Below are 13576 nucleotides of genomic sequence, written 5' to 3' on the forward strand. Positions count from 1 at the left end.
CATCATCCTTTATGGTTAGAATAAGGGCACAATGGCGCCTTGGAATTTATCGTTAATGAAGGTACGAACTTCATCAGAGTAATAATATTTCTTAAATAGGGCAACCGCTTCGTCGTTGACGTTCTCGTCGCGAACCACGACATAGTTAGGGTAGGCCACATCGCTGGCTTCTTTAAAAATGCCTTGTTCTGCGGCAGATAGGTTGCTGCTTAAGGCGAAGTTAGCATTAATCGCGGCGGCGGCTAATTCAGGCAATTGGCTGGGCAATTGCGCAGCAGGCAGCTCTAAAAACTCTAGGTTTAAAGGGTTTTCGGCAATGTCGCGTTTGGTGGCGCTTTCGGTTAAACCTTCTTTTAACTTGATCAGGCCGGCCGCTTCAAAGAGGCGCAGCGCACGAAGTTCATTAGCCGGGTCGTTCGGCACGGCTACGCGGTCGCCAGACTTCAGTGCTTTAATGTCTTTAATTTTGTCGGAGTAAATGGCCATCGGGAAGGCGGTGGTTTCAAATACTTCGGTGATTTTATAACCCTTGGCGTTTTTTTGATCCACTAGGAACGGCAAGGTTTGATAGTTATTCATGTCCAGGCTGCCTTCAGCCAGGGCGGTATTGGGCGTGTTGTAGTCGCTGAACACTTTAACGTCGATGGTGATGCCGTCCTTGGCCGCCAATTCTTTTACTTTATTCACTACTTGTTCGTGTGGGCCGCCGGTTACGCCAATGGCCCAGTTGGTGGTGCTTAGGGTTTTGCTTTCTTGCGTTTTGCCACCGCAGCCGGCCAATAGGCCTAAGGCCAAAACCGCCGCAACGGATAAGGATTTTAATTTATTCTGGCTCATACATAGGTCCTTTAAGTTCGATCGTGATCACAAGGGCACAATGGTTATTATTAGAAGGCATTGTGTCTGTTGCTGTTTATTATTACGTGCTAGCGCGCAAAAAAAACCATCACTTATCGATAAGTGATGGTTAGATGTCCGTCGCCTTATCTACCAAGCCCTTGGGCTTGCAGGATTTAGCACCTTGATCGCTTGATCTGGTTGCCGGGTTTCACAGGGCCTGTCCCTCCACCACTCTTGATAAGTAATAAGTTTAGCTTTGCTGCTTGCTAAGGCCTCTACTATAAATCAGATTGAATTTATTAGGCAAGGCTTTTTTTATTGTCCCGACGCTACTGGGTTGAATCAGGACAAGTCAGATGCGTCGGCAGCCAACTTGGCTGGCAAGGGAGGATGGCCTCATTTGCCTGACTGCCTAAGCCTCACTATAAAAGAAGGTGCTGCGTTTGGGTAATATTTTATGGTTATGAGGTTATGCCTTTTTAGGCTAAGGCGGGCGCCCTGCTGGGCAAACCCTAAATTCAGCAATGGGTCTGAAGGTTTTAATGGTGTATTTGGCGTTTAGTGCTTAGATATAAAGTGTGGCGTGCAGCGGCCACTATGGGGAATGGGGGGGAATAGTGGGCGGGCAAATGAGCATAGACGGTCAATATGCGTATAATATGGAGACTTTGAAGGTCTTAACCAACAACTGATGGATGAGTATGTCTGAATTCCCTTTGCCTAAGGTGGGCGAAAAAGCCACTTGGTTTGAAATGCCGGTGAATGCCGATGCCTTATTTTTGGCGCAAAAATTACCGAAAAAACAAAAGACCCTGATTTTAACTGAAACCGCAGAGCAGGCTTTGCGGCTGCGCGACGCCATGGCTTTTTACGCACCAGGGCGCAGCTGTGCCTATTTGCCTGATTGGGAAACCTTACCCTACGACCATTTCTCACCGCAGCAGGATTTAATCAGCGAACGCTTGGCCACGCTGTGGCAGTTGAAGAATGACCAGGTCGACTGGGTGTTGATGACGGTCAGTACCGCGATGCAGCTGTTGCCGCCGGTTGAGTTTGTGCTGGGCCGAACCTTTTGGGTGCGCACCGGTGACAAGCTGGATCCTGAGCGTTTGCGTCGTAATTTGGCCGAGGCGGGCTATCAGCACGTGACTCAAGTAGTGGCTGCGGGCGAGTTTTCGATGCGCGGCGGGCTCTTAGACGTTTATCCCATGGGCAGTGCGGCGCCTTATCGGATAGACCTTTTTGATGATGAAATCGACAGCATTAAGGTGTTTGACGTCGACAGCCAGCGCACTCAGCATCCGGTGAGCGACGTGCGGATCTTGCCGGCCCATGAGTTTCCAACCGATGTGGCGGTGCAGACCCTGTTTAGGCAGCGTTTCCGTGAGGTAATCAACAGTAATCCGATGGACGCTAAGGTGTATCAAGACGTGTCAAAAGGCCTGTTTGGTGCCGGCATCGAGTACTATTTTCCCTTGTTCTTTGAAGCCGACCCCGCCACGGTGTTGGACTATTTGGGCGATGATGCGCTGATTGTCTGGCATGGTGATGTGCCTAAAATGGCCGCCGAGTTTTGGGCCGACGTCAAAATGCGTCATCATCTGGCCGAAACGGATCCGCTTTATCCGCCCCTGCCGCCCAAGTATCTCTACCTGAGTGAAGATGCGTTCATGGGTAAAATTAAGCCTTATGCTCAGCTGGTGCTGTCGTTTGACCCGGGCCAAAACGCCTTGCCGCAAATTGCTGTGGATCGCAAGCTGGACAATCCCCTACAGGCATTTGCGTCTTTTCAAGAGTCATTTAATGGTAAAACATTAATTTGTGTGGAAAGTGCCGGCCGGCGTGAAACCGTTGGCCAGTTCTTTAGTGAGTATGGGTTTAAGGCCAAAATCAGTGCCGATTGGCAAAGCTTCATCAGCCAAAAGCAAGGCCTGTTTTTGGGCGTGGCGCCCTTGACCAATGGCTATTGCCTGCCCGACCAAAATCTGGCCGTTGTCACCGAGGCCGATCTGTATCAGCACGTGGCCAGGGGGCGGCGCGTGCGCAAAAAAACCGCGGTCAATACCGATGCGCTGTTGCGCGATCTGGCCGAGATTAAGGTGGGTGATCCCGTCGTACATGAGGATCACGGCATTGGCCGCTATATGGGCTTGGTGACCCTGGATTTGGGTGAAGGCAATACCGAGCTGATGTTGCTTGAGTACGCCGATGGCGGCCAGCTGTATGTGCCGGTGTCGCAGTTGCACGTCATCAGCCGCTACGCTGGACAGGCGCACGAAGACGTACACCTGCATAAATTGGGCAACGCTAGTTGGGATAAGGCCAAGCGCCGCGCCGCAGAAAAGGCGCGCGATACGGCGGCCGAACTATTAAATCTGTATGCCCAGCGCGCCGCGCAAGAAGGCTTTCAGTACAGTCTCAATGAATCAGATTATCAGGCTTTTGCCGATGGTTTTGGCTATGAAGAAACCCCGGATCAGGCCGCGGCTATTGGCGCGGTTTTAAAAGACTTAACCAGCACCAAGCCTATGGATAGGCTGGTGTGTGGTGATGTGGGCTTTGGCAAGACAGAAGTGGCGCTTAGGGCGGCCTTTGTGGCCGTCATGGGGGGTAAGCAAGTGGCCATTCTGGCGCCGACTACGCTCTTGGTTGAGCAGCATTTTCAGCATTTCAGCGACCGCTTTGCTGATTTCCCCATTAAGGTAGCGCAGCTGTCGCGCTTTAACAGCAGTAAAGAAACCAAACAGTCTTTGGCTGGCATCGCTGATGGCTCGGTCGACATTGTCATCGGTACCCATAAGCTGATTCAGCCCGACGTTGGGTTTAAAAACCTAGGACTGGTGGTCATTGATGAGGAACACCGTTTTGGCGTGCGCCAAAAAGAGCAGCTGAAGCGGTTACGCACCAATGTGGATATTTTAGCCCTAACGGCCACGCCAATTCCGCGTACCTTGTCGATGGCTTTAGAAGGACTGCGCGACTTTTCCATCATCGCCACGCCGCCACAGCGCCGCTTGTCGGTTAAGACCTTTGTGCAGCCTGCTGCCGAAAGTGTGGTGAGAGAAGCCTTGCTGCGTGAATTAAAACGGGGTGGTCAGGTGTTCTTCTTACACAACGAAGTCGCGACCATTGAAAACATGTATGAGCGTCTGGCCGATTTAATGCCAGAGGCGCGGATCGCCGTAGCGCATGGGCAAATGCGTGAGCGCGAGCTAGAGCAGGTGATGCGTGATTTCTTACAGCAAAAGTTCAACGTCTTGCTGTGTTCGACCATCATTGAAACCGGCATCGACATCCCCAATGCCAATACCATCATCATCAATCGTGCCGACAAGTTTGGTCTGGCTCAGCTGCATCAGCTGCGTGGGCGTGTGGGCCGTTCTCACCATCAGGCCTATGCCTATTTGCTGACGCCTGAGTTCATCAGTAAGGATGCAGAAAAGCGTCTAGAAGCGATTCAAATGGCGGATGAGCTAGGCGCGGGCTTTACTTTGGCCATGCAGGATTTGGAAATTCGTGGTGCCGGCGAAATTTTAGGCGATGGCCAGTCTGGCGAAATGATACAGGTGGGCTTTACCCTCTATACAGAGATGCTGAAGCAGGCGGTACGTGATCTTAAAAACGGCCGCGTGCCTGATTTGGATGCGCCGCTAGGCGTGACCACCGAGATCAAGCTGCATAGCCCCGCGCTGTTGCCCGACACCTATTGTCCGGACATTCATGAGCGCTTGGTGCTGTACAAACGTTTGGCGGCCTGCGAGGAGACTGAGGAAATCGACGCCGTACACGAAGAGCTGATCGATCGCTTTGGCCTGCCGCCGCAGCCAGCTAAAACGCTGATCGAGAGCCATCGCATTCGCCTCGTGGCGGCGCAGATGGGCGTGGATCAGCTAGACGCCAGCGCCAGCACCATCACGGTGACCATGAGTAAGAATCACCGCATTGATCCGGTGCACATCATTAGCCTGATTCAAACCCAAAAAGCCTACCATTTGGCTGGCCCAGACAAGCTTAAGGTCGACATTGACATTGAGGACATCGATAAGCGCATCGTGCGGGTGAAGGCCTTGATGAGTGAGTTGAACGTGCCTGATCTAAGCAGTTTAGTGCCCAAAGCCGATGCGGCCGAGGCTGAGCCAAAGAAAAAGGGTAAGTTTGCCAATAAGGTTAAGAAATAGGCCATATTGATCATTACCAGTAAACCGCAGCGCCTGTTGGCCTGCGGTTTTTTTATGCCTGTAACACCCGCTGCGCCTGAGTCACTAAAAAGTCGGTTAGCCTCGCTACCTTGGCAGAATGCACCTGCCAATAGTGCCAATACAGCGGAACATCGATGTAGGCTCCGGGCATGAGGTCGATCAGCCTGCCGTCGGCTACGGCATTTTGGTATTGCAGTTCAGGAATCATGCCGTAGCCCATGCTTAATTCTACGGCCTGATAAAACGCCACCGCAGAGGGGATGTAGTGGCGAGGGCAGGCTTCTTGGCGTAGGCCAAAGTGTTGTTGTAAGAAGTGGTCTTGCAGTTTGTCTAGATGGTCAAACACCAGTAAGGGGGCCTGTTTCAAGCTGCTGCGATTGAGGCCAGAGCCAAACCAGCGCGCGTAAAACGAGGGGGTGGCCAGCAGCCGATAGCGGATGGCGCCTAGATAGGCCACGGAACAGCCACGCATGGCCTGGCCTTTGTCGGTAATGGCGGCGATGACGTGGCCTTCTTCTAGAGCTTTGTGAGTCACCGCTTGGTCGTAGAGGCGCAGATGCCACAGGCTGGGTTCTTGCTGCATGAACTCGGCTAATACGGGCAGCAGCCAGGTTGATAGGGAGTCATTGTTGGCGGCAATGCTCATAGAAACCAAATCCGCCTGCTGTTGCCGATAGTCGGCGCTGAATTCGTCGGCTAACATGCGGGCCCGACGCAGATACTGGGCCAGTAGATGGCCTTCTTTGGTCAGTCGGCATGGCCGTGCGCGGATCACCAAGACAGCGCCCATGTCGGTTTCCAAGGCCTTAATGCGTTGAGACACGGCTGAGGTGGTGAGGGACAAAGTGGCGGCGGCCGCTTCGAAGCTGCCTTGGTCGGCGACGGTGAGCAGCGCTTGCGTGTGTTTGGGGTTGAGCGTCATGGGCGTCATGGGCGTCTTTAAGATAATTTAAAGCTAGATGAAATAATATTAAACAGCTTAACCAAAAATGCGCGCTGTGCCAAGATGGCGCCTGCTTTTAATCAAACGAGGGTAGGGCATGGGCAACGGTATTTTTTGGCAGGCGTTTGTGGTCGGGATTGGCCTGATTATGGCCATTGGGGCGCAGAATATTTACATCATTAAGGTGGGCTTAAGCGGGCGTAATGTATTTTTTGCGGCCACGTTGGCATCGGTGTGCGATACGGTGCTGATCACCTTGGGCACGTTTTTTATGGCGACGCTGATGGCGCAAATTCCTGGCTTTGTCAGCGTGGCCAAATGGGGCGGCTGTGCCTTTTTGGCCTATTACGGCGCGCTGTCGCTTAAGAATGCCTTGGCTAAATCCCCTCAGGGCTGGCTCAGCGCAGAGGCGGCGATGAATGAACGCCTCAGCGAAGTGCGCGGTAAGTATCGACAAGGCGGGTTGTTGCTGTCTGGCTTGGCTTTTTCATTGTTAAACCCACATGTTTATTTGGATACGTTTCTGATTTTGGGTAATTTAGGTTCGCGCCTGTCGGCGACGGATAAGTGGTGGTTTATTGCCGGTGCTGGGGCGTCATCATTTGTGTGGTTTTACGCCACGGGGTTTGCTTCCAAGTCGGCAGCGCGCTATTTTCAAAACCCACGCGTGACGCGGGTATTTGATTTTATTGTGGCGGTGGTGATGTGGGGCATCGCCTATGGCTTATGGCATTTAGACATTGCGTAATCATCACGGGCAAAAATACCTAGGACTTAAAAGCACTGCTGATCAGGCGCAGGACGTCTAGGGATTGGGGGTCAGATAAGGTGGAATGCATCACCACCGTTGAGGACGGTACTATCGGCAGGCCTAAGCTGGAACCGACTTCAATTAATTCAGGGGGCACCAGTCGGCAAGGAAATAGGCCGATGGCCAGCCCCGCAGCCACGGTGGCGTCTACCATGGATGGCCCGCCGCCGACCAGAAGCTCTTGCCAAGAAATATGGGCCTCATCTAGGGCCTGGGCGGCCATTTTACGGATGCCGCAGTCGGGCGCCTGATTTGCCAAAGGCAGAGGGTCAGGGCCATGGTGCCGAAAGCTAGGCGCGGCATACCAGCCAAAAGGTTCCGAGCACAGAACGGTGCCGCTACGGTCATCATCTTCATGTCTAATGATGAGGGTGTTGAGCGCATCGGCCTCATAAAGCGCCAGTAGGGTTTGTGGGCAATCAAGCTTGATTTCAAGCAATAGCGCAGGGTCGAGGGCTTGGAGTCGACCTAACAGCCGCGGAATTTCGGGGCCCAGAACGTGGGCGGCAATGCCGAGTTTAAGCTGCCGGCGCGGCTGAGTTAGGCTGCGGATGGCCAAGGCATGGGCCGCCAAAAAATCGCGCGCAGGGCCAATGAACAGCGCACCGTGGCGGGATAAGCGGACGTAGCGGGGCGTGCGAACAATGAGCTGGTGGCCTAGCTTTTGTTCCAAACGTTTGAGCTGAACGCTCAGGGCGCCTTGCGTCGACCCCAGTTCATCGGCCGCACGGGTAAAGCTTTGTAAGTCGGCAATCATCACAAATGCCCGAACGGCATCCACGCTTAACGTCATCATTTATCTATACTCTTTTGTTGTATTAATAATGTTTATTCATACGTTTACTTTGTGATCATAGCACTGCTAGGATCGTCCCAGACTGATTTTTTGACGTTCTGGGCCGACGTGTGGCGTGAGGTAGACAGCCAGCGGCCACTTTAAACATTTGGATACACATCATGACCATATTCAATACTATTTCATCGACAACTGATAGGCTTGCGCTGGCAGCTGTGTGCTTGTCTGCGGTCATGCTGGGGCTGGAAATCACCAGTATTCCTTCTATTTTACCCACGTTGGAGCACCGCTTGCCGGCTGACTTTAAGCAGCTACAGTGGGTGATGAATGCCTATACCTTGGCAATGTGTGCGACCTTAATCGCGACGGGGGCATTGGCGGATCGCTATGGCCGTAAGCGAGTCTTTTTATACAGCATTGTGGTATTTGGCCTGGCTTCACTCATCTGTGGATTGGCCAACAGTGCTTCATTGCTGATTGGGGCACGCTTTATTCAAGGCTTAAGCGCCGCCGGTATGCTGTCTTGTCAGGTGGCGATTTTATCGGCCCAGTTTCACAGCGGGCGGGTGCGCAGCGTGGCGTTTGCCTGGTGGGGCGTCATCTTTGGTTTGGGCTTGGGCTTTGGCCCATTGGTGGGCGGCGTGATTGTGGCCTTTATGAGCTGGCCTTGGGTGTTTTTGATTCATGTTGGCATTGCGCTGCTGACGGCGGTGTTGGCCTATTTGGGCGTGTCAGAATCGTCAGACCCGAGCGCCACAAAAATGGATGTGGGCGGCATGTTGACCCTGCCTGTGGGCGTTTTTGGGTTGGTGTATTTGATGACTCAAGGACGGGGCTTGGGCTTGGCTGATCCAGAAGTTTGGGCCGTGGCGCTACTGAGCCTGCTGGGATTGAGCCTGTTTGTGTGCATTGAGCGCAGAGTGGCTCGCCCCATTTTTGATTTTACAAGCTTTCGCATCCGTGCTTTTTCGGGCGCTCTGATGGGCGCGAGTGGCATGAACTTCAGTTTCTGGCCATTCATCATTTATTTTCCGATCTACCTTCAATCGGTGCTGGGTTACAGCAGTTTGATGGCGGGCGTAACCTTATTGGCCTATACCTTGCCCACGGTGCTGATGCCGCCTTATGCTGAGCGGCTGTTGTTGAAGTATGGGCCGAGTGGGGTGATTCCCCTCGGGTTGCTGAGCATCGCGGCGGGTTTCGGTTGTCTTTATTGGGTGATGCAGTCGGCTTCGGCCAGCTGGTTGACCCTATTGCCTGGGTGTGTGTTGGCGGGTATAGGGCTTGGATTGACCAATACGCCCGTGACCAACACCAGTTCGGGTGCTTTGGCGCCGGAACGAGCCGGCATGGCTTCAGGGATGGAGTTCAGCGCCAGAATGATTTCGCTGTCGATCAATATTGCGGTTATGGGCTGGCTTTTGGCCGCGGGCATTGCAGCGAGTTTGACGATGACGTCGGCCCATTCGCTGTCGGCGCCTGAGCTGAAGGCGTTGGTCGACGTGATTGCCGCGGGCAATGTGGCGGCCGCTACCGAAAGCGGGCTGTCGGCGCAGGCGGTGCGCGACACATTGGCCTTTGGTTTTGGCTGGGTGACGCTATACGGCGCCTTGGCGCCGTTGGTATTGGGGCTGTTGGCGCGATTGGTTTTTGGTGGCGCGGTGGCGAAAACGCCGGGGCTTTAAGTCCAGGCCTGGCCAGCGGCCTGAAAGCGCTGCTGTAATAAGGGCAGGCTGGCTGGCGTGTCGCCGTTGGCCAGGCGCATGTATTCGTCAAGGTAGGCTTCTGAGGGGGCCTGTAGGCGTAGGTAGACTTCTTTACACAACAGCCTGGCTTGATGACCGGGCCAATCCTGAGGCAATAGGGCATCAGGCAATTGTGGGTCGCGCAGCAGCAGGCGTCGATAATCATGAATTAACAGGGTGCGCAGCATAAAGGCTTGCTGGGTCGAGTGGGCATGAGCCTGCTGTAGCTCCGTTAAAACGGGCTGATAGGCTTGGATAAAGGCTTGATAGGATTTGGCCAGCTTGGCTAAATCCCAAGCGCTGTCGACTAAGGCCTTATTGCTGATAGACAGATGCAGCCGAGCGTCGGTGGCCACTAGAGGCATGAGGGCGCTCATGACGGGGGCCATGCCGTCGGCCACGAGGCTGTCGAGGGCGGTATTGAGTTCGGCGCTGGGGTGGATGAAGGCGTCGCTGCCGATTTTGCCAAAGCCTTGCCAAAATAGGGTTTTTTTCAGGTATTCGCGTTCTTTGGTGCTCAGAGTGCCCACCACCATGATGAGCCGCCACTGCTGATCCCAAAGCGGTGAGTGGGCGGCGTAAATCTGCTGGGCGGCTTTTTCAAATCGATGTCGACCCGTCGTGGTCAAAACGTAGTCGGAGCGGCGGCCATGCAGCTCATTGGATAGCCATTCTTCTTTAGCCAGCCGAAAGACGGCTGTGCGGATCTGCCGTTCATTGAGGCCAAAGGGCGCCAGTAGCTGGATGAGGCTGCCCAGCCAAATCTTGCCGCCGCGCGGCAGGACGGCATCGCCTAATAGCGTGGTGATTAGGGAGCCTGCTTGCAAGGATTGAGGGTTAAGTTTGCTGTCTAGGATGTGCTGAATCGACAAAATATCGGCTTTCTAATAGGGAGGGCAAGGGCAAAAAAGCCAGTCAAGAGCCACCCTAAACTGGGCGCGCCTAACTGGCTTCATGCGGTTATGCGGCACATGCGCAGTGCTTAATTGGCTTTTCTGTAGATAAATAGTACGACAAGAGCACCAATCACGGCAACGGCAAAGCTGCCAATATTAAAGCCGTCCACCTTGCCCATGCCGAATAGGGTACTGATGAACCCACCGACGACGGCGCCTACGATGCCGAGTAAAATGGTCATAATGAAGCCACCGCCATTGTCTCCAGGCATGATCAGTTTGGCAATAATCCCCGCGATGAGGCCAAAAATAATCCAAGACAGAATACCCATAATAATCTCCTTTAAATACTTGCAAAAGTGTTTAACGAAAAGAGCGGGCGGGCCAGCGGTGGGTGGACCGTCAGCCCATCATCTTTACGGTGTCGTCTGCTGTGGCGGATGCCTAAGCCTGACGTAGGCTTAGGTACATCATAGTAGATGAATTCACATAATTCAATGATTCAGCATGAATTCTTCAGGCTTTTACATTGCCTATGGCGATTGATGCCGGCATAAGGCCTACTAGCGTTTATTAGTGATACTTAAAAATTAAAATTTATAAAAATATAGTATCACGATTATTTTTCCTGTTAGGCCCAATATAACCCCTGTATTAATGGGGTTTTAAAGGTTTTGTTGGCTTATTATGGTGGCTGATAGGGCATGTGTAAGAGTTTTAAGAATGAATTAGTTGATTTTTGGCAGGGTTTATTGATTTATTGTGATACATAAATTTGACTTGAATCAATTAAAATTGTAATGTTTTGTCATTGATCTAAATCAAATTCCAAAAAAACCACCCTTCACAAAGGAGAAAACCATGTCCCATCCATTGTTTACCGCTCATCAGGACACTCTGGCTTCGGCGTTAAACGCCATCGCTACTCGTACGTTTTGGTCGGCCTATAACGAAATGCCTAGCCCTAAAGTGTACGGTGAAGAGGCTCCAGCTCAAGGTAAAGCAGCCTTTGAAGCGCATTTAGGTCAGCGTTTTGAGTTGGATCAGCCAGGGCAAAGTGGTTGGCATGGTGCCGAGCAGTCTCCTTACGGCGTGGCGCTAGACGTACAGTACCCAGTGTGTGATGTCGACACCTTGTTGACGGCCGCTCAAACGGCGATGACGCCTTGGCGCCAGCTCGGTGTAGAAGGGCGCACCGGCGTGTGCTTGGAAATTTTACAGCGTTTAAACCAACAGAGCTTTGAAATTGGCCATGCGGTGATGATGACGTCTGGCCAAGGCTGGATGATGGCGTTTCAGGCCGGCGGTCCGCACGCGCAAGATCGTGGCTTAGAGGCGGTGGCCTATGCCCATCGTGAACAAAGCTTTGTGCCCAGTGAATCGGTGTGGGAAAAACCACAGGGCAAACACCCTGCGCTGGTGATGCAAAAGCATTATGAAGTTGTGGGCCGTGGCGTGGCCGTGGTGGTGGGGTGTGGTACCTTCCCAACGTGGAATACTTATCCTGGTCTATTTGCCGCCTTGGCCACCGGTAATGCGGTGATTGTGAAACCGCATCGCGATGGCATCCTGCCCGCAGCGATCACTGTGCGCACCATTCGCACCGTTTTGAAAGAGCAAGGTCTAGATCCTAATTTGGTCAGCCTGTGCGTGGCCGCCGACCGTTCGGTGACCCAAACTTTGGTGACTCACCCACAGGTGAAGTCGGTGGATTTCACCGGCAGCAATGTGTTTGGTCAATGGCTGATCGACAACTGTCGTCAGGCTCAGGTGTACGCCGAGCTGGCAGGTGTGAACAACATCGTTTTGGATTCAACCGACGCCTATAAATACATGATGCGCAATCTGGCCTTCACTCTGTCCTTATATTCAGGCCAAATGTGCACCACCACCCAGGCGATTTTTGTGCCGGCAGAGGGGATTAACACTGACGAAGGGCATAAATCCTACGACGATGTGTGCCGTGACTTAGCCGCTGCCATCGAGGGCTTCTTGGCCAAGCCAGAAGTCGCTCATGCGGTTCTGGGCGCCATTCAATCGGGTGAGACGGTGAAGCGTATTGCCGCCGCCAATAATGGTGAGTTTGGTCAGGTGGTGCTGGCGTCTCAAACCTTGAGCAACCCTGAGTTTCCACAAGCCGTGGTGCAAACGCCAGCCTTGATCGCATGCGATGCAGCCGATGAAGCCGCCTATATGGAAGAGCGCTTTGGTCCGATTAGCTTTGTGGTGAAAGTGAAAGACACGGCCGCAGCCATTGCCTTATCTAAGCACGTGACCGAAACCCACGGTGCCTTAACCGTTGGCGTGTACTCAAGCGACGAAGCCGTTTTGAATGCCATGATTGACGCGACCATCGAAGCCAAAGTGGCCTTGTCGATTAACCTCACCGGCGGCGTGTTTGTGAATCAATCGGCTGCCTATTCTGACTACCACGGCACGGGTGGCAACCCAGCGGCCAACGCGTCTTATTCTGACTCTGCTTTTGTGGCCAACCGTTTCCGCGTGGTGCAACGCCGCTTCCACGTGTAAGGATTCCTCATGGCTTTTGAGTTTATTGATTACAGTGTGGCCGCGGGCGTGGCCACCTTAACCCTAAAGCGGCCCGAACGCATGAATAGCTTTCATGCCGCCATGCACCTAGAAGTACGGGCGGCGCTGACCGAGGCTGCTGCAGCAGCCGCCGCAGGCGCGGTGCGGGTGCTGGTGTTGACGGGCGCTGGCCGAGGTTTTTGTGCGGGGCAGGATTTAGCCGCCGAAGAAGCCAGCTTTGATGCCGCTGGCCACCCGCCTGATTTGGGCCAAGTGGTGCGCGATTATTACCAGCCGTTGATCTTGCAGTTACAGGCCCTGCCTGTACCCACCATTGCAGCGGTAAATGGCGTGGCCGCGGGCGCCGGTGCGTCGATTGCGATGGCGTGTGACTTGGTGGTGGCGACGGCGTCGGCTAACTTCATTCAGGCCTTTGCTAAGGTCGGTTTGATTCCCGATACCGGCGGGACCTGGTTTTTACCCAAGCGCGTGGGCATGGCCCGCGCCATGGGCATGGCGCTGTTGGGCGACAAATTGTCGGCAACCGATGCTCAGGCTCAAGGCCTGATTTGGGCGGCGGTGGCGGACGCTGATTTTAGCGACCACATTCAGGCTTTAGCGGCGCAGCTGGCGGCGGCACCAACTAAGGCGCTGGTGCGCATTCGCGCAGCCATGCGGGCATCGCTTGATCATGATTTGGCCACCCAGCTGAGCCTAGAGGCCGACATCATGGCCGAATTGGGTCAAAGCGCCGATTATCGTGAAGGCGTGATGGCCTTTACCGAAAAACGGCCTGCCGTATTTAAGGGAGTGTGAG

Annotated in this window: 10 protein-coding genes and 1 riboswitch; of the genes, 5 read left to right on the forward strand and 5 right to left on the reverse strand. The window is 53.6% G+C overall.

What is annotated here, in order from left to right:
* Positions 1-15: 15 nt before the first annotated feature.
* Complete coding sequence (locus tag AB8Q18_05810; protein XDZ52573.1) at positions 16-837, reverse strand: MetQ/NlpA family ABC transporter substrate-binding protein; 822 nt, start codon at positions 835-837, stop codon at positions 16-18.
* 143 nt (positions 838-980) lie between these two features.
* Positions 981-1084, reverse strand: a riboswitch (SAM riboswitch).
* A gap of 451 nt (positions 1085-1535) precedes the next feature.
* Between AB8Q18_05810 and mfd the strand changes: the two genes are divergently transcribed.
* Entirely contained in the window at positions 1536-5018 is a 3483-nt protein-coding gene (gene mfd / locus AB8Q18_05815) for a transcription-repair coupling factor (protein XDZ52574.1), read from the forward strand.
* Positions 5019-5070: 52 nt separating this feature from the next.
* Here the strand turns inward: mfd and AB8Q18_05820 are convergent, their stop codons facing one another.
* A complete protein-coding gene (locus tag AB8Q18_05820; protein XDZ52575.1) occupies positions 5071-5970 on the reverse strand; it encodes a LysR family transcriptional regulator ArgP in 900 nt (299 codons plus the stop codon).
* A gap of 109 nt (positions 5971-6079) precedes the next feature.
* Between AB8Q18_05820 and AB8Q18_05825 the strand changes: the two genes are divergently transcribed.
* The gene (locus AB8Q18_05825) at positions 6080-6730 is read left to right on the forward strand and encodes a LysE/ArgO family amino acid transporter (GenBank protein XDZ52576.1); all 651 of its coding nucleotides are present in this window, start codon (positions 6080-6082) and stop codon (positions 6728-6730) included.
* A 19-nt stretch (positions 6731-6749) separates the two neighbouring features.
* On the opposite strand, the gene AB8Q18_05830 is transcribed toward AB8Q18_05825, so the two are convergent.
* Positions 6750-7589, reverse strand: coding sequence for a LysR family transcriptional regulator (locus tag AB8Q18_05830; GenBank protein XDZ52577.1), 840 nt, complete (start codon positions 7587-7589; stop codon positions 6750-6752).
* Positions 7590-7750: 161 nt separating this feature from the next.
* On the opposite strand from AB8Q18_05830, the gene AB8Q18_05835 reads away from it, so the two are divergent.
* Entirely contained in the window at positions 7751-9274 is a 1524-nt protein-coding gene (locus tag AB8Q18_05835) for an MFS transporter (GenBank protein XDZ52578.1), read from the forward strand.
* Here AB8Q18_05835 and paaX read toward each other — a convergent pair.
* Together paaX and AB8Q18_05845 are read right to left on the reverse strand one after the other, a co-directional pair.
* The gene (gene paaX, locus AB8Q18_05840; protein XDZ52579.1) at positions 9271-10206 is read right to left on the reverse strand and encodes a phenylacetic acid degradation operon negative regulatory protein PaaX; all 936 of its coding nucleotides are present in this window, start codon (positions 10204-10206) and stop codon (positions 9271-9273) included. The genes AB8Q18_05835 and paaX overlap by 4 nt on opposite strands.
* Before the next feature lie 110 nt (positions 10207-10316).
* The gene (locus AB8Q18_05845) at positions 10317-10562 is read right to left on the reverse strand and encodes a GlsB/YeaQ/YmgE family stress response membrane protein (GenBank protein ID XDZ52580.1); all 246 of its coding nucleotides are present in this window, start codon (positions 10560-10562) and stop codon (positions 10317-10319) included.
* A gap of 529 nt (positions 10563-11091) precedes the next feature.
* Here AB8Q18_05845 and paaN point away from each other — a divergent pair.
* Together paaN and AB8Q18_05855 are read left to right on the forward strand one after the other, a co-directional pair.
* A complete protein-coding gene (paaN, locus tag AB8Q18_05850; GenBank protein XDZ52581.1) occupies positions 11092-12759 on the forward strand; it encodes a phenylacetic acid degradation protein PaaN in 1668 nt (555 codons plus the stop codon).
* 9 nt (positions 12760-12768) lie between these two features.
* Positions 12769-13575, forward strand: coding sequence for an enoyl-CoA hydratase-related protein (locus AB8Q18_05855; protein XDZ52582.1), 807 nt, complete (start codon positions 12769-12771; stop codon positions 13573-13575).
* The last annotated feature ends 1 nt before the right edge of the window (position 13576 follow it).

The sequence above is a fragment of the Neisseriaceae bacterium CLB008 genome, from assembly GCA_041228285.1.
In the GTDB taxonomy this organism is placed as follows: domain Bacteria; phylum Pseudomonadota; class Gammaproteobacteria; order Burkholderiales; family Neisseriaceae; genus JAGNPU01.